Annotated in this window: 13 protein-coding genes and 1 riboswitch; of the genes, 3 read left to right on the top strand and 10 right to left on the bottom strand. The window is 43.6% G+C overall.

Going from position 1 to position 16,754, the window contains the following annotated elements; genetic code table 11:
- Positions 1–54 precede the first annotated feature (54 nt).
- A complete protein-coding gene (locus SRRS_RS02970; protein WP_371366089.1) occupies positions 55–1,356 on the bottom strand; it encodes an ABC transporter substrate-binding protein in 1,302 nt (433 codons plus the stop codon).
- Positions 1,357–1,989: 633 nt separating this feature from the next.
- Positions 1,990–2,087, top strand: a riboswitch (SAM riboswitch).
- Between the two features lie 80 nt (positions 2,088–2,167).
- Here SRRS_RS02970 and SRRS_RS02965 point away from each other — a divergent pair.
- Positions 2,168–3,310: a PLP-dependent aspartate aminotransferase family protein gene (locus SRRS_RS02965; protein WP_371366087.1), complete on the top strand. Its 1,143-nt coding sequence runs from the start codon at positions 2,168–2,170 to the stop codon at positions 3,308–3,310.
- Between the two features lie 305 nt (positions 3,311–3,615).
- Entirely contained in the window at positions 3,616–4,416 is an 801-nt protein-coding gene (locus SRRS_RS02960) for an alpha/beta hydrolase (RefSeq protein WP_371366085.1), read from the top strand.
- A 69-nt stretch (positions 4,417–4,485) separates the two neighbouring features.
- Here SRRS_RS02960 and SRRS_RS02955 read toward each other — a convergent pair whose 3' ends face one another.
- The 3 genes from SRRS_RS02955 to SRRS_RS02945 all read right to left on the bottom strand — a co-directional run bounded on the left by SRRS_RS02955 (position 4,486) and on the right by SRRS_RS02945 (position 9,239).
- A complete protein-coding gene (locus SRRS_RS02955; protein ID WP_371366083.1) occupies positions 4,486–5,799 on the bottom strand; it encodes a hemolysin family protein in 1,314 nt (437 codons plus the stop codon).
- A 519-nt stretch (positions 5,800–6,318) separates the two neighbouring features.
- Positions 6,319–7,500 (bottom strand): GGDEF domain-containing protein, encoded by a 1,182-nt coding sequence (locus SRRS_RS02950; RefSeq protein WP_371366082.1) that lies wholly within the window; start codon positions 7,498–7,500, stop codon positions 6,319–6,321.
- A gap of 293 nt (positions 7,501–7,793) precedes the next feature.
- Positions 7,794–9,239 (bottom strand): sodium:solute symporter family protein, encoded by a 1,446-nt coding sequence (locus SRRS_RS02945; protein WP_371366080.1) that lies wholly within the window; start codon positions 9,237–9,239, stop codon positions 7,794–7,796.
- Positions 9,240–9,582: 343 nt separating this feature from the next.
- On the opposite strand from SRRS_RS02945, the gene SRRS_RS02940 reads away from it, so the two are divergent.
- Positions 9,583–11,418: an APC family permease gene (locus SRRS_RS02940; RefSeq protein WP_371366078.1), complete on the top strand. Its 1,836-nt coding sequence runs from the start codon at positions 9,583–9,585 to the stop codon at positions 11,416–11,418.
- A 203-nt stretch (positions 11,419–11,621) separates the two neighbouring features.
- Here the strand turns inward: SRRS_RS02940 and SRRS_RS02935 are convergent, their stop codons facing one another.
- From SRRS_RS02935 to SRRS_RS02910, 6 genes are all read right to left on the bottom strand, one after another.
- Positions 11,622–12,965, bottom strand: a complete 1,344-nt coding sequence (locus SRRS_RS02935) for an SLC13 family permease (protein WP_371366076.1) — start codon at positions 12,963–12,965, stop codon at positions 11,622–11,624.
- A 100-nt stretch (positions 12,966–13,065) separates the two neighbouring features.
- Positions 13,066–13,209: a hypothetical protein gene (locus SRRS_RS02930; RefSeq protein ID WP_371366074.1), complete on the bottom strand. Its 144-nt coding sequence runs from the start codon at positions 13,207–13,209 to the stop codon at positions 13,066–13,068.
- Between the two features lie 14 nt (positions 13,210–13,223).
- Positions 13,224–14,381, bottom strand: coding sequence for a sodium ion-translocating decarboxylase subunit beta (locus tag SRRS_RS02925; protein WP_371366072.1), 1,158 nt, complete (start codon positions 14,379–14,381; stop codon positions 13,224–13,226).
- A 100-nt stretch (positions 14,382–14,481) separates the two neighbouring features.
- Positions 14,482–14,871 carry a biotin/lipoyl-containing protein gene (locus SRRS_RS02920; RefSeq protein ID WP_371366071.1) on the bottom strand — a complete coding sequence of 130 codons (390 nt, stop codon included), beginning with the start codon at positions 14,869–14,871 and terminating at the stop codon, positions 14,482–14,484.
- Between the two features lie 28 nt (positions 14,872–14,899).
- Entirely contained in the window at positions 14,900–15,199 is a 300-nt protein-coding gene (locus SRRS_RS02915) for a hypothetical protein (protein ID WP_371366069.1), read from the bottom strand.
- 24 nt (positions 15,200–15,223) lie between these two features.
- The gene (locus tag SRRS_RS02910) at positions 15,224–16,753 is read right to left on the bottom strand and encodes an acyl-CoA carboxylase subunit beta (RefSeq protein WP_371366067.1); all 1,530 of its coding nucleotides are present in this window, start codon (positions 16,751–16,753) and stop codon (positions 15,224–15,226) included.
- Position 16,754: the final 1 nt, after the last annotated feature.

The raw sequence follows: 16,754 nt of genomic DNA, 5'->3' as shown, positions 1-16,754 counted from the left end.
GCTTTCATCGGGCCTATTCACCGATTACCCGGACTTGTTCTTCCCGATCTTCTTTTATTTCAGCAGTTCATTAATCTTTGCCTGCGTTTGCGTCAGCCCATCTCGCGCTGAAATGCTGCCGTTCAAAATCCGGTCCCTTACATCAAGAAGAAGTTGCTCGGCCTGAAGACCTGCATCTCCCGGAAAAGAAGTCCAGGATACTACGCCATCCATCTGTGTCGTTGCAGCGGCCATCATTTTATTTTCAACCAAAAAGTTCTTTAATCCGTTCTCAGCTGTGGCAACATCTTTACGCGGCGGCACATATCCCGTACCCTTAGTCCAGGCCGCCATGGATTCAACGCTATACAGGAATTTTTCAAATTTCCATGCTGCTTTCTGTTCTTCCTTCGTCTTAGCGGTAATAGCCAGGAAACAGCCGCCTGCCGGCAGTCTCTTCGGCTTGCCCTGCCATGCCGGCGAATTTATTGCTGCAACGTCAAAAGAAGCACCCTTTTGAATGTTTGCACGCTGGGCGATTGTTGTATATAACATGCCTACATTACCATTAATAAAAGACTGTACGCCCTCACCCCAGGAAATGTGTAATGCGGATTTCTTATTGGCGACCATATCTGCATAAGCCTCGTACGCTTGAATACCTTCTTCAGAAGCAAAACTTGCCTTGCCATTTGTCATCATTCTTGCACCGTTACTTTCCATAAGTGCCTGTTGCGCCCAGTTATCGGCAGGCTCCTGCATATAAAAACCGTATTTTCCTGTCTTCTCTTTAATGGTATTAGCAAATACAATCAACTCTTCCCACGTTTTTGGCCCGTTTTCATCCAGACCGGCCTGCCGCAAAAGATCTTTGTTAATATAAAGCACCGGAGTGCTCAAGGAGTAAGGAATACCTACCTGACTCCCTTTGCTGTTTTTAGCAAGCCCTAATACGTTGGGCAAAAAATTATCCTGCAAAAAGGTTTTATCCTCAGGAAAGTTCTCATCAATTACTTTCTGTGGTTCAACATAGCTGAAGTTATTAGAAAAGTAATCCAAAAATGCCCAGCCAATTTGTACTACGGCCGGTGATTTTCCGGTTGCAACCTCCGCCTGCAGATTCTGCATTAAGCCCTTGTACATATCAGGATTGTATCGTGCCACAACCTCTACGTCTTTGCTCTGGGCATTAAATTCGCTAACAAGTTGTTCTACTGTTTTTCCTCCCTGAGTCTCTGCATTACAATGCCAGTATTCAATCTTTACCTTTTTCCCATTCGGCGCCGAATTTCCTGTGGAACCAGGAGCTCCGCAGCCTGCCAGCAGCATGGTACTGAGCAATCCCATAGCTATTATCTTTAGGATATTTTTCTTCACCTTTATGTACTTCCTCCCCCTCTGGATTTTGCTTTCAGTATAGCACCCGGAAAAAACCTTAATGTTACAATTATGTAAAACCTATGTAAAGAATTACTATAATGGCTGCGATTACTTAGCTAATTCCCCTATCCTGCAATTAAAAAGGCTGAAACACTTGTTTTCCAAGTATTTCAGCCTTTTGCATAAAGATAAATGGGAGGATTTTCGTGTGGCTTACCCATTCTCACAGCCTATTGGAGTAAAGATAATTTGATACCTGTCTTTCCACCTTCAACCGCTATCGATTATATGATGCTTCCAGTAATCTATTCACTTATCTATCAATATTGCGCAACCTGGAGATCTTTCATCACAGCAATCTGCGTCTTATCGGGTATTTTTAGTTTTATTATGGAACCTATATTAGTTAAATCAGGCTTTTATGTCCCAATAAAGTGGACAAATCTCCATTCTTTCCCCGCTTACATCACTTTAGGCATTATAATTAAGTTACTTGTTGAACAAATGAAAGTAGTTAGTGCCCGGCATAAAAGTTAGAGGAACACAGGGGATAGGGCCTAGTAAATAATTATTGACAAACTTTATTGATTGTGTCAAAATAATATTCATTAAAAATTAAAAATAATATCGAACTTATCAAGAGTGGTCGAGGGACTGGCCCTATGACACCCAGCAACCAGCATTTATGCAAGGTGCTAAATCCAGCGGAGCAATCCGGAAGATGAGTGATTATGTTTAGCAGACGGCTCTTCTTACGGAAGAGCCGTTTTTGTCGTTATTGTCATAATAAATTAAGGAGTTGGGTTATATGAAATTAGCAACCAAAATTGTCCATGCCGGCCTGGTAACTGACAGGACTACCGGAGCCATCAGTACCCCTATCTATCAGACAGCAACCTTCCGTCATCCCGAGCTTGGCCGTAGTACCGGCTATGACTATTCCCGCACCCAAAATCCCACCCGCCAAGCAGTCGAAGAAGCTATAGCCGTTCTGGAAGAAGGACATGCCGGTTTTGCTTTTTCCTCAGGCATGGCCGCCATTACGGCAATACTTATGTTATACCGGCCAGGAGATCATCTTATTATCACCGAAGACTGCTATGGCGGGACATATCGCATTCTTGACAAGTTATTTAGCCAATTCGGCTTGACAGCTACTTTTGTCGATACCGGCAATCTTGAAGATGTGCGCCAATCGATACAGCCTGCCACTAAAGCTATATTGCTTGAAACACCTACCAACCCGCTGATGAAAATTGCCGATATCCGGGCTATTACGTCTATAGCCCGTAAGTATAGCTCCCATCCTATTCATACTATTGTTGATAACACCTTCTTATCCCCCTATTTCCAACAACCTTTGGCGCTTGGCGCCGATATTGTCGTTCATAGCGGCAGCAAATATTTAGCCGGGCACAATGATGTTATCTGCGGCCTAGCCGTTGCCAAAGATCCAGCTCTGTGCGAAAAAATCGGTTTTATCCAAAACGCCACCGGCGCGATTCTCGGACCTCAGGATAGCTGGCTACTGCTCCGCGGTCTCAAGACGCTGGCAGTTCGGTCGCGTCAACACGAAAAAAACGCATTATCTGTCGCCGAATGGCTTACCACCCATCCCAGTGTTAATAAAGTGTATTATCCCGGCCTGGCAGACCACCCCGGTAAAAAAATTCAAGACGCCCAGGCGTCCGGGTATGGCGGCATGCTGTCCTTTGTAATAAACCACCCCCTCCTGCCTGGTGAGATACTGCGCAAGGTAAAGGTCCTCCAATTTGCTGAAAGTTTGGGCGGTGTCGAATCCTTAATTACCTTCCCTGCAATACAGACCCACGCCGACATTCCGGCTGACATTAGAGAGCGGTTAGGCATTAGCGACTGTCTGCTGCGCTTGTCGGTCGGTATTGAAGATGTGGAAGATATTATTACCGATTTAGCACAAGCGCTTGCGTAAAATGAAAGAAGGTAAAATAATTTACCCCTGCTTGTTACTGGCCCAAGGACTTGAGTAAAATTGCCCAAGCAGTGTGGAAGCTGGGCTAAGATTTTTTTCTTGACAATACCCCCAGGTAGTGTTAGCATAATGAAAAATAGTAAATACCGGTAAAGCTGATCAGAGAACTGAAGGCTAAAGATAGTTTAAAATAACTATGCTCTAGCCTTTTTTTAAACTTAATATATAGCTGATTAGAGAACTAAAGGCTAAAAAGTGATACAAGTCGCTTTTTAGCCTTTAGTTATTTGAGGAGGAGATTATGAATGAAAAAACATGAATGGATAGTAAGCCAACACCGCAAATTGTCTGCTATGATCCAGACGCATAGTTTTACCGTAACACAGACCCCTGTCGTCATTTGCTGCCATGGTTTTACCAGTGAGAAAGTCGGCACCAATCAGCTAATGCTACATATAGCAAATGCCATTGAGGCCGCAGGTCTCATCGCCATTCGCTTTGACTTTAGCGGTTCCGGCGAAAGTGATGGTGAATTTGCCACAGATACTACAATAAAAAATTGGCAAACCGATTTGCGAAATGTCATAGCCTGGGTAAAAAGCTTGCCCGAATTTGAAGGCCTGCCAATCTATCTCTTAGGGCACAGCTTAGGCGGCTTGATTGTGCTTAGTCATGAAGACAGCGCTATTGCCGGCCGGGTAGCGTTAGCCCCAGTCACTCAGCCTGTCCAAAATTTTCAAAACATAATTTTTGGCCCCGACTTATGGCAGCGTTCTTTAAATGGCCGGACAATAGCCAACTTTTTAGGTAAAGGCTTTAGTATAAGTCCAAATTTTGTTAATGATTTAATAGAGAATCGTTATGATATTTTGTCCCAAACAGCATTGCACGGCATGCCTCTATTTATTGTGCACGGCTTACAAGATACTGTTGTGCCGCCATCCGGATCAGAGATTTTATATGATAACTATAAAGGGGATAAAGAGATTATCCGTATGAAGGCCGATCATGTCTTTACGGGAAAACATGATGAGCTTACTGCCTTGATAACTGGCTGGTTAACAAAACAGCAAAGTAAAGCGGTATCTTTATGCCGTTCCCACTAATTTATCTGCCGGGCAACTCCAAATAGCCACCCTTACTTTTCCTGACCTTAGGCTTAAACACAACAGCCGCTACTCCGGTTCACTTCCGGCGATTTTGCGTAGAAGAACCCGAATAACCCGCATATTATCCGCTTCCTCAACCTCAAATTCATAGTCGTTATGACTAATTTTTTCACCGATCCGGGGTGGCATCTCCACCCGGGCCGACATCCAGCCACCAAGCGTATCAACATCCTCGGCATCCAGGTCGAGTCCGAACACTTCGTTGACTTCTTCTAACAGCAGGCGTCCGTCTACAGAGTGAGCATCATTCCCTCGCAGCTCAACAACCGGCCGTTCTTCATCAAACTCATCCTGGATTTCACCAACGATTTCTTCCAGTATATCCTCAACTGTTACCAAACCGGCAGTACCACCAAACTCATCGATTACAATTGCGATTTGCGCCCGGTTTTTTTGCAAAAGTTTCAACAAATCACTAATTGGCATTGATTCAGGGACTGCCAGTACCTCTCGGACCATCTCCCGCAGGGCTGGCTTTTCTCCTTTCGCCAGTGCCGCAAGCAAATCCTTGATATGCACAAATCCGATAATGTTGTCTTTATCGGGAGCGCAGACAGGATAACGGGTAACCTGCTCGATCAAGGCCTTTTCCAGGTTTTGTTCGAACGGGTCCTCGGCATACAAGCACACCATATCTGTCCGCGGAATCATGACTTCTTTCGCATGTCTTTCGGCGAAATCAAAAATATTATCGACAAGCGTGAGTTCTGTTTTGTTAATATACCCTTGTTTGTGGCTCTCTTCCATCAGAATCCGGATTTCTTCTTCGGTATGGGCGGCTTCATGCTCATTCGCGGTCTGAATACCTACCACCTGGAGAATTGCATTCGCCATTGTATTTAAAATCCATATAAACGGATACATGATCTTATAAAAACCAATCAATGGCACCGACGTCCAGATCGTCACACTGTCGGCCTTCTGGATGGCCAGCGACTTGGGAGCCAGTTCACCCAGAACGATATGCAAAGCGGTAATAATTGAAAAAGCAATCGCAAAAGATACAGTCTGAATGACGGCTTGCGAAAAACCTAAGTCCAGTAGCACAGGCTCGATCATGTGGGCGATGGCGGGTTCACCAACCCAGCCTAACCCCAGCGAAGCCAGAGTAATCCCTAGCTGGCAAGCCGATAAATACGCATCCAGATGATCGACCAGTTTTTTCGCATACTTAGCTCTCGTATTCCCTTCTTGTACGAGTGTTTCAATACGAGTACTACGCACCTTGACCATAGCAAATTCAGCGGCGACGAAAAACCCATTTAACAATACCAGTAACATGACAAGAAACACATTAAATACCATAGACGCAGGGTCCAATAACTTCCTATCTCCCTAAAATAATAGAGAGAATCGGTTCACCTCCTCTGTTTGTTCACAGCGAAATTTATTCAAATATGCAGCCAAATGGCCTTACCATCAAAAACTTCAAGTTACCATTTGATTCCTTATTGATATACATTATATCGGTTTATGTGTCGCATCACAAACACGTAATCTGTGTAATGAAAGCGCCCTGAACCGCCCTGGCACAAAAAAAGCATACTAGAATACGCAGGTATCATTCAAGCTACCTCAGAACGGGCCGGACTTATTATTTCATTTTCCAGTGGCAAACCTATCGACAGGAAACCCGGATGTTGGCCACGCGGAAGATGCTCTAGCCAAAATGTCCATAAGCTAGGTGAAGTGTCTTAACTATACAATACACAAATTTGTGTTGACAAATACTACTAAGCAGTGTAAGTTGAGTAATGCAAATACCCGTACCGAAAAGGTACGGGCATTTTGCGCCCCTCATTCATGGCCGCGGCTGCCTGCTTTTTTAATAACTGGTTACTAAGATTTGGCCATAAAACAAACATTTCTATAAGGACTATACACTACTGATTTATTCCGACCGGTTCGCTTGGCAGAATACAAGGCGGCATCAGCCTTTTGAATCAATGTGTTTTTATCCGTTGAATCCCCTAAGTAACAGGCTATGCCAATGGAGATTGTAACTTTTCTTTTCGGCATCTTTTCCCGGCCATAAAAGGGATTTTGTTCGAATTTCTCCCGTATTCTTTCTGAAATTTTTACTGCTTCGTACTCAGAGCAATCCGGTAAAATAATTGCAAACTCTTCTCCCCCATAGCGAGCGGCAATATCCTTGGGACGAATACTTTCTAAAAATATTTTTGCTGCTTCTTTTAATAAAGCATCCCCGGCTTGATGTCCAAGGTTATCGTTGTATTCTTTGAAGTAGTCTAGGTCAAGCATGAGTAAACAAAGAGGACTTTTACTTTTTTGCGCACTATTTATGGCTTGGCCTATTTCATATTGAAATCGATTGTGATTATAAAGCCCCGTCATACCATCTGTATCCGCTTTCAATCTAAGTTCGTGATAATTCTGTTGTCGAATAAGAATGCTTTTGATAGCTCGATCATAAGCAACTGCCGCCATTGAATTACAAATGGCTAGCGCAAAAAAGATCTTGATAAAGTTATCTGGGTGAACCGCTGGAGAAAAGTACGAGAAAACATCTAGGTTATGGGACGCTACCGCTAGAATTGTCATGGAAACGGCCGTACAAGTTATACTAGCCATAATCATCCCGCCAGGACGCTTATTTACCCGTTTGATAACAGCAAATGCCACGGGGCCACTTAATAAAGCGGCCGGCACCCAGGGAATCCATCCCAATCCGCCCAATAAAATACGAAAAACAATGGTCGCAACGCCAACACAAAATGCGTTTAAGGGCCCCAAATAACTACTAGTTAAGATTATGATAGCGATTCTTAGGTCAATAGCAGCGTCAGGAATTTGGGTAAAGCGAATGGGCATCAGCATCGATACCAGAGCTAGTATGCTAAAGAAAAGTACGCCTTTCGTGTGTATCTTCAGAGGGTTGTACTCTAGACAACCTTTAGTAATCATGGGCATGAACAAAGAAATGAATGTATACAGAAGCGCTAGATTATGTAGTAATTCATATACGATTGGAAGTAAGCTTGTATCATTAAAGAAAGTCATTACTTAGGCTCCTTAAAATATATAAAAGTAACTTTATTTAATCATCGTAAATAAACCTGATTTACATTAGCGAAATTTGTCGATTATTATCTGCTAATATAATTAAGTAACCGTGAATAATAAATTAGCAACTTGGCCTAAATAAAAAGAAACTCCTACCACCGCATTGTGATAAAAGAGCTTCTTTTCTTCCTCTTGATTCCTATCTTGAATTTTTTTATTCTCGTTATCCCTTTAGTATAGTAAAACGGCTCTCTTATACAGATAAAAGAGCCGCTACAATTACATCTTTATTATCGTCCATCAACACTTGCTAAGTCATGAACTCGCATCTCGGCACATTGCCTCGCTTCATTGGTGGTAATTCTACTTCTATCAACCAGGGCGACTACAAGGAAGGTCAGGAAACATACTATCCATTCCATATAGATCGGATGAGCAAAAATTCGCACCTCCGGAAACGATTGCCAGACAAATAACGTAATTATTCCGGCTAACGTCGTATAAAAAGCTGAGTTACGCCGACAAAGCCCTGGAGCAAACATGGTAAATAAGAAAACAAGAGTAAAAGCGGTGGTAAGACTTAAACCTATAAGCATTGTTTTCACAATTCCCACAGCGTTAAACGCAAACCACAGTGTAGTAGCCCCTAAAATCAAAACAGCATACCGGTTGACTAGAGTATATTGTTTATCATCGATATCCGGCTTATAAAATCGTTTATATATATCCTGAGAAAATAATGTTCCTGCAGCCAGTAAAATGTGACAGGCGGTAGCAACATCGGCAGCCCAAAGCGCAGCTAACGTAAGTCCTGCCACTATCGGATCGAGCCCCATAATCATCTGAGGAAGAGCCATAGTTGCGTTCATTCCCGGATAAGCTACCCTTGCCGCCATTCCCATAAGAGCGCATGCAAATCCTACTGGAAACATCAAAAGAGCTCCCCATAAGAAGCCGTTTTTTGCTGCTTTTTTATCAACGGCAGCACAAGCTATCTGTACAGGTCCTTGTGCTGTAACAGTCTGTGTCATCATAACAACAAACCAGCCAACTATTGTCGCGGTACCAAACCCGCCTACCGGTCCAAACCAGTCAACTCCGGGAGGTAAAGAAGCAGCTATCGCGCTAATTCCTCCTTGCCTGGAAACAATAACAGTTGTGCTGATTAAAACACCAATGTAAATAAGTGTTGTACTAAGAATATTTGATAGGCCTGATGACCATAATCCCCCAAGAATAGTCGTACCAATAAATACAATAGCACTGACAATCATGCCACCCTTGAAAGAGAAAATATCAGGTAGTAAAGCAGACAAGATTGCTCCACCGGCAATATACTGCAGTGAAGTAATGACCAATTGAATAGTGATCATTCCTAAAACAGCAATCGCTCTGCCTTTCTTATCATAATACCGTTCAAATAATTCAGGGATTGTTGTACAGTTTAATTCCCGGTATCTGCTTGCAGCAACTAGTGCCATAGTAACTGCCCCGGCTGCCCAAGCTACGTTATACCATCCTGCAGCAATACCAAATTGAAAAGAGTTCTCAGCAACTCCAATAGTAGAAGCTGCTCCAATAGCGGTACCAGCAATGTTTGCTGCAACTAACGTGGTAGTTAGCTTACGTCCCGCAAACAAAAATCCGCTACTATTCGCAGCCCTTCGCTTTACATAAATACTAATTCCAAACAAAACTGCGATGTACAAAATAAGAATTACCAACTGAATACTCATTCCATCCTACCTTCCTACCTATTTTTATTGCTAACGGCAAATACTTCTACCTAGTAGGTAAATTTGCCAGCTATGCCATACTACTACATCTACAATAAAACTATTTTACAATGCTACAATTACTATAATAGTGTACATAAAGTAGCATGTCAATTGATCATCTTCCTTCTGATCCAGTGATGAGTAAGCCCTAATTTATCAATTTTTCGTTAAGTAAGAAGGTAATGAGAGGAGAATGTCAAAATAAACTAAATTCATTTTATTTATCTTTAAAATATAGAGCCGCTTCTACGGCTCGCTCCTACACTTGCTACACGACATGGCCAAGGAGGCTTACACATTCATGAATTTTCGTAGACTAATTATCGGCAAACCCCTCCGGACAGAAGAAGCTGCTCACGAGAGATTACCCAAATGGAAAGCATTATCTATTTTTTCCTCAGATGCACTGTCCTCAGTTGGCTATGGGCCTGAGCAAATTATGGTAACCCTGGCTGTTCCCGGCATGCTTATTTATGGATATTTTAGCTATGCGGCTTTAGCTGTAGTTGCTCTTTTGGCAATTGTGACATTGTCTTACGCCCAGGTTGCACGAGCTAATCCCGGTGGCGGTGGTTCCTATTCCATTGCGCTGCATAATTTAGGAGAATTGCCGGCTCTTACTGCAGCCGCAGCGCTGGTAGCAGACTATGTGCTTACTGTTGCAGTAAGTATTTCCTCGGGAACAGATGCACTTGTTTCAGCGTTCCCTTTCCTTATTGGCCGGGAAGTTACTATTGACCTGGCCGTTCTCTTCGTTATTCTGACTTTAATAAACCTAAGAGGTGTAAGGGAATCTTCAAACGTCTTTGTATGGCCTACCTACTTCTTCGTTTTAGGCATAATATGTATGATATTGGCTGGCGCGTATAATGCCTTTACCGGGACATCTCCGCTTATACCCGCCGAATCACTGGTACGCCAACAGGCAGACTGGGTCGTAATTTTGCTTGCTCTCCGGGCATTTTCCAATGGATGTAGTTCAATGACAGGGGTTGAGGCTATCTCAAATGGTGTTCCCATGTTTAAGGAACCCAGTGTAAATAATGCGATAAAAACTACTTACGTAATGTCCGCTTTACTTGGCACCATGATTACCGGAATATCTTTCTTATTTTTGCACTATCACCTGGTACCGGTAGAAAACGTAACTATGCTCTCGCAACTGGCCGAGGATGTCTTTGGCAGGGGATGGGGGTACTACTACATACAGTTGACAACAATGCTTGTCTTGTATTTAGCAGCCAACACTGCTTATAACGGCCTGCCACCCCTTTTGTCCATCATGGCACGAGATTCCTACGTCCCAAGATATCTTAGCGAAAGGGGCGAACGCTTAGGCTATAGTAAGGGCATAATACTGTTAAGTCTGGTATCCGCTGCCTTAATTATTGTATTTCAAGGTAATGTTGAGCACTTGATTTCGCTTTATGCTATCGGGGTATTTCTATCCTTTACCATTGCCCAAACCAGCCTGGTAGTAAAGTGGATAAGAGAAAAAGGCTCCGGCTGGATATCACGCACTCTCCTTAATAGCTTTGGCGCTTGTGTAACCGGTATTGTTGTGTTAGTAATTGCCCTAACGAAGTTTAGTCACGGCGCATGGATAGTCCTTATCTTTATTCCCGCAATGATTTTTTTCTTTAAAGCTATTCATCGCCACTATAAAACTACCGCCGAACAATTACGAATTTCATCGGCTGATTTTGCTGAGCAACTCGAGATACATAATCCAAGAAATCTTATCATTGTTCCGGTATCCGGTATTACTAAAGTAGTTGCTGCCTCAATTCGATACTCGAAAGCTATGGGTGGAGATGTTATCGCGCTATATATCTATACAGATGAGGAGGAACGGGAAAAGTTTGAAGAAAGATGGCACAGCCTGAACGTAGACGTGCCATTACGAGTACTCTATTCTCCTTATCGTTCCATTGTCCAACCTATTTTAGCGTATGTAAATGAAATTGAGATGCAGAGGAGTATCTACCATTACATAACAATTGTAATACCCGAATTTGAGACGGCAAAATTGTGGCACCGGATACTTCACAACCAGACTGGTTGGATTCTGCGAACTTTGCTAATATTACGTGAAAACGTCATTGTATCTACATTACCTTTTCATTTTAAAAAGTAACGAAATAGGGACACCACTATACTTAGTTCAAAGTGGTGCCCCTTTTTTTTGAATTTATGGCAAAATCGGCATATGCTACTCAAGGACGGCTTTATTGATGAAATTAGCCCTTGAGTTCCCTGAGCCCGATAACCTAAATCACATATTATCTTATATAAAAAAGGCCGAACAAAAAAATATTGTCCGGCTTATTATAGTATGATTTAAAGACCAAGAACTCCGAAGAACAACAAACAGACAATTCCACTGACAACAGCCATAGACAAGCCCCAAATGAGAAGGTTCCGGAACAGTTTTGCTTTGTCTTCGTGGTCGCCTGCACAAGCAATGCACAATGCACCCATAGTGGAGAGAGGAGCAGTATCAACAAGATGAGAACCAACGTTAATGGAGGTAATCATCGCAATTGGGCTGCCACCACCTATTTCATTGATCAAGCCTGGAACCATGGGCAGGAACATTGGCATAACTACACCGGAAGAGCTGGAATAGGCGGAAATGACCCCAGTGATTAGTCCTAACCAACCATTAACAGTCACAGGGCTAGAGATGGCGCCGATTACCTTAACCAGGAAGTTAAGACCACCAGACTGGTCCATTACGTCAATCAGGACAGACACACCGCAAACCATCATAATAACACCCCAAGGCATTACTTTGACAGCTGCCTTGCTGTCTCCGGCTCCTAACAGCATCATAACAGAAGACAAGATAAAGGCAACAGTACCGACATTCGCAAGCAAATTTAGCACTGCTTTAGAAAATAAACCATTAAAAGCTGGCAGCCCGGGAAGTACAACCAGTAAAATCAAAATAGCTACAGAAGTCAGAGTAATGATCTGATTGCGATTAAAGGGTTCCGGTTTAGGCGCTAGCTCATCAATATTAACAGATGTTCCCCGTTGTTTATTAATCCAAGCCCATCCGCCAAGAACAAAGAAGCCGCCAATATTTACTAAACCTTGCGCAAGCTCGGAGTTAAAATGAATTTTCCAAGCCAAGCTGTTTAGATCGGTAAGTCCTAATTGCGGCGCCATTTTAGCAATGATTCCGTTCGATATAATCCCGGTGGGGGCAAAGGGCGAGAAGGCTGCACCGTTAGCGGCCCCCACAACAATTAAAGTCATTAAGAACGCCGGCATTCCAACACGGGCTGCAATCGCCATAGCCACCGGAGCCATTAAGGCGCAACCGGCAATATTGCCTGGTCCAATCGTAGTAATAAAAGTGGTTAAAACATAGATAATCAGGGGAACTATGGCTGTATTGCCTTTACAGAGACGGACAGAATAGGCAGTTAGCTTTTCCATGGTGCCATTGGTCTGCGCCATACCGAACATAAAGGTAACACCCACAAGAATCATAAAAAGTCCGATAGGGAAAGCCGCCATAATTTTGGCGCCAGATACATCGGCCCAAATGCCCCCAACAAGGATTGCAAATCCGACACTCAGAAACCCAACATTCAAATCTTCATTGATGCAGCTGATTATAACAACAATTAAGAGGGCTACGATTGACATAATTGCTGCCAGCGAAATTTCCAATTTTTATTCCTCCTCTGACCAATTGCGATATACCTAATAAACACAGCAATGTCTTTTACCATACTGACATAGATGATTACAAATCATAGGAGGATTATTCTTAATCTTCCTCGTCTGTGTCTTCTATTGCAGGGAATGCGGCATGCAGAGCTTTAGTAGCTGCAATAAAGACGGCAATAACGGCAAACATTGTCGGCAGTGCTACTGCCATTAACGTAACTGCTTTTGAAAATGCGCTTTCCATCTATTTTACCTCCCCTATTTCGCCAGTGCCGGAATCAGGGCAAGTACTAAACCGCCAGCCACAACAGAAGCTACCTGTCCGGCAACATTTACCCCAATAGCATGCTGAATAATGAAGTTAGTGGGATCTTCTTTAAGAGCCATCTTAGCGATTACACGGCCAGACATTGGGAAGGCCGAAATTCCGCAAGCACCAATCATAGGATTAATCTTAGCTTTGCTGAACATGTTTAAAAGTTTGGCGAAAAGTACACCGCCAACCGTGTCAAACACGAACGCTACGGCACCCAGAGCCATAATTAAAAGTACGTCGAACGTCAGGAAACGTTCCGCGGTCATAGTCCCGCCGATGGTGATACCAAGCAGCAGGGTAACAAGGTTGGCAAGCTCGTTTTGTGCGCAGTTTGAGAGGTTCTCAACAACACCGCTTTCTTTCAAGAGGTTACCAAACATCAAGCTGCCGATAAGAGCGACAGAGATCGGAGCGACGATACCAGCAATAATCACAACCATGATTGGGAAAAGGAACTTAGTAGTCTGGGAAACAGCTTCTTCCCCCTCAAAGCCCATTTTAATCTTACGTTCACTTTCCGTGGTAATTGCTTTAATAACAGGCGGTTGAATTACCGGAACCAGTGACATGTAGCAATAGGCAGCAACAGATAGAGGTCCTAACAGTTCTTGAGCAAAACGGCTAGCTACATAAATCGTCGTCGGGCCATCAGCAGCACCAATGATACCAATGGAAGCGGCATGTTCAAAAGAGAACCCTACCAGAGTTGCACCGATAGCGGTAGCAAAAATACCAAACTGAGCAGCAGCAGCGAATAACATTACCGACGGACGGCGAATCAGCGGCGCAAAATCGCACATCGCACCAATCGCAACAAAGATAAGTACAGGGAACAGCTCGTTGGCAATACCTGCGTTATAGAGAACAATTAGGAATCCTTCCTCACCGGGGACGGTCGATACCGCTGAGGAGTGAGGAATATTGGCCAGAACTGCGCCAAAACCAATAGGGAGAAGAAGTGCCGGTTCATAGTCATGTTTTACTGCAAGATAAATCAGCAAAGCGCCGATACCCCACATAACCACATGCTTCCAGGAAAGACCAAGGAAGCCCATGAGAAGTTCGTCAAGCCAAGGATACTGGTGAATCAATGCTTCCATGTGTGTTTTTTACCTCCTAATAATATTTTTTACAAAAAGGGAAATAGTGTGGTGTTTTTTTACCGCACTACTTCCCGTAAAATTTGATAGTGCTATGAAATTAGCCCAGAACAGCCATAACCTCACCAGGTTTTACGTTTTGACCTGCGTTTACGTTGATAGACTTAACCGTTCCATCAGCCGGAGCGCCAATCTCGTTTTGCATTTTCATGGCTTCCAGAATGAGGATAACTTCCCCCTTTTTCACTGCTTGTCCGGCTTTAGCCACTACTTTGCTTACTTTGCCGGGCATTGGGGCAGTTACAGGAGTATCACCGGCAGCAACTTGTGCAGGAGCAGCGGCTTTAGGAGCCGTAACGGCAGCAGGTGCAGGTGCGGCGGCAACCGGAGCGGCGGCAGGTGCAGCAGCAGTTACAGAGGTAACAACGCCTTGTTCTTGTACTTCCACATCATAAGTTGCGCCATTGACAGTAACTTTAAATTTTCTCATTATTATTTTCCTCCAATCTAGATGTTGCTTATAGACGAGCATCCATTACTTTTTGGCGACCCGTTACTGACCATACATTACTGGTGCTGTTAATCTTAGCAGCCGTTACCCGGCCTTGCCTGTCATGCATAATCGCAGCTGTTACAGCGGCGGCAATAGCAGCATCTGATTCATCATCAAGCACCAACTTAATACTAGCACTAATAGCAGCTATCACATCCGGCGGTAAACCAACTGCCGGAGCCGTTGAAACAGCTTCCTCAACGACCTTCTTCTTCTTTGGGGTAGGCTTACTGCCACCGCCGAACAGTGATTCAAAAAATCCCATGATAAATCTCCTTTCATCAATGACTTATAACGGGATGTTACCGTGTTTTTTCGCCGGCCGGGATTCGCGTTTAGAAGCCAGCATATTGAGCGCGGTGATGATACGCGGCCTTGTTTCTTTCGGGTCGATAACTTGGTCTACATAGCCTCGCTCAGCCGCCTTATAAGGAGTGGCAAACTCTTCTACATATTGAGTAGTTTTTGCATTTGCGTCCGGATCGTTTTTGAAAATGATTTTAGCGGCACCGGCAGGTCCCATTACTGCAATCTCAGAGGTAGGCCATGCAAATACTTGGTCAGCACCAAGATGCTGTGAGCACATGGCTATATAGGCACCACCATAAGCTTTGCGGGTAATAACAGTCACTTTAGGAACGGTAGCTTCCGAGTAAGCATACAGCATTTTGGCACCATGACGAATAATACCGCCATGCTCCTGATTGGTACCAGGCAAAAAGCCGGGAACATCAACAAGACTTACTAGTGGAATATTAAAAGCGTCACAAAAACGAATAAAGCGGGCAGCCTTATCTGACGCATTAATGTCGAGGCAACCTGCCATAACAGAAGGCTGGTTGGCAATAATACCTACTGTTTTTCCATCAAAACGAGCAAAAGCAGTAATAATGTTTTGCGCGAAATGAGGCTGAACTTCGTAGTACTCCCCTTTGTCAACGATCATGTCTATAACGTTTTTCATGTTATAAGGCATATTGGGATTATCAGGTATAACTGTAGCTAAACCATCATCCATCCTGTCAGGATTGTCCCCATTATCGAATAGTGGAGCTTCTTCCAGATTGTTACTTGGCAGAAAATCTAAGAGATACCGAATTTGACTGATACAATCATCCTCGTTTTCTGCCGCAAAGTGAGCAACACCCGACACAGAACTATGAGTCATGGCACCACCCAAATCCTCGGCCGTTACCTCTTCTGCCGTAACAGATTTAATAACCGCAGGACCAGTAATAAACATTTGGCTTGTGTTTTTCACCATATACACAAAATCTGTAATGGCAGGGGAATATACGGCGCCACCGGCACATGGTCCCATAATAACGGAAATCTGAGGAATAACTCCTGAAGCTAATGTATTTCTATAAAAAATATCCCCAAATCCGGATAATGCATCAATGCCTTCCTGAATACGGGCACCGCCGGAATCATTAAGTCCAATAATAGGAGCGCCCATTTTCAGAGCTAAATCTTGTACTTTTGTAATTTTTGCCGCATGCATTTCTCCCAAAGATCCACCTACGACCGTAAAATCTTGGGCAAATACATAGACTAATCGGCCGTTAACGGTTCCGTAACCGGTAACAACACCTTCACCGGGAGCCGCTTCTTTTTCCATGCCGAAATTAACACAGCGATGTTTAACAAACTGGTCTAATTCTGTAAACGAACCAGGATCAAGCAATTTTTCGATCCGCTCCCGCGCAGTTAACTTACCACTTTTATGTTGCTTCTCAATTCTTTGGGCGCCACCACCAAGCCTAATTTTTTGTTGTTTTTGCAAAAGCTCTTGGTTTTTTTCCTGAACAGTTCCCATT

It is taken from the genome of Sporomusa rhizae, assembly GCF_041428845.1.
GTDB classification, from domain to species: domain Bacteria; phylum Bacillota; class Negativicutes; order Sporomusales; family Sporomusaceae; genus Sporomusa; species Sporomusa rhizae.
This window is presented reverse-complemented; position numbering and strand designations above follow the sequence as displayed.

What these genes read in the sequence shown, in the direction of transcription:
- SRRS_RS02940 (WP_371366078.1), top strand. Translation starts at nt 9,583, where the DNA reads ATGAATTTTCGTAGACTAATTATCGGCAAACCCCTCCGGACAGAAGAA.
- SRRS_RS02945 (WP_371366080.1), bottom strand. Translation starts at nt 9,239, where the DNA reads ATGAGTATTCAGTTGGTAATTCTTATTTTGTACATCGCAGTTTTGTTT.
- SRRS_RS02915 (WP_371366069.1), bottom strand. Translation starts at nt 15,199, where the DNA reads ATGGGATTTTTTGAATCACTGTTCGGCGGTGGCAGTAAGCCTACCCCA.
- SRRS_RS02920 (WP_371366071.1), bottom strand. Translation starts at nt 14,871, where the DNA reads ATGAGAAAATTTAAAGTTACTGTCAATGGCGCAACTTATGATGTGGAA.
- SRRS_RS02950 (WP_371366082.1), bottom strand. Translation starts at nt 7,500, where the DNA reads ATGACTTTCTTTAATGATACAAGCTTACTTCCAATCGTATATGAATTA.
- SRRS_RS02965 (WP_371366087.1), top strand. Translation starts at nt 2,168, where the DNA reads ATGAAATTAGCAACCAAAATTGTCCATGCCGGCCTGGTAACTGACAGG.
- SRRS_RS02960 (WP_371366085.1), top strand. Translation starts at nt 3,616, where the DNA reads ATGAAAAAACATGAATGGATAGTAAGCCAACACCGCAAATTGTCTGCT.
- SRRS_RS02930 (WP_371366074.1), bottom strand. Translation starts at nt 13,209, where the DNA reads ATGGAAAGCGCATTTTCAAAAGCAGTTACGTTAATGGCAGTAGCACTG.
- SRRS_RS02910 (WP_371366067.1), bottom strand. Translation starts at nt 16,753, where the DNA reads ATGGGAACTGTTCAGGAAAAAAACCAAGAGCTTTTGCAAAAACAACAA.
- SRRS_RS02925 (WP_371366072.1), bottom strand. Translation starts at nt 14,381, where the DNA reads ATGGAAGCATTGATTCACCAGTATCCTTGGCTTGACGAACTTCTCATG.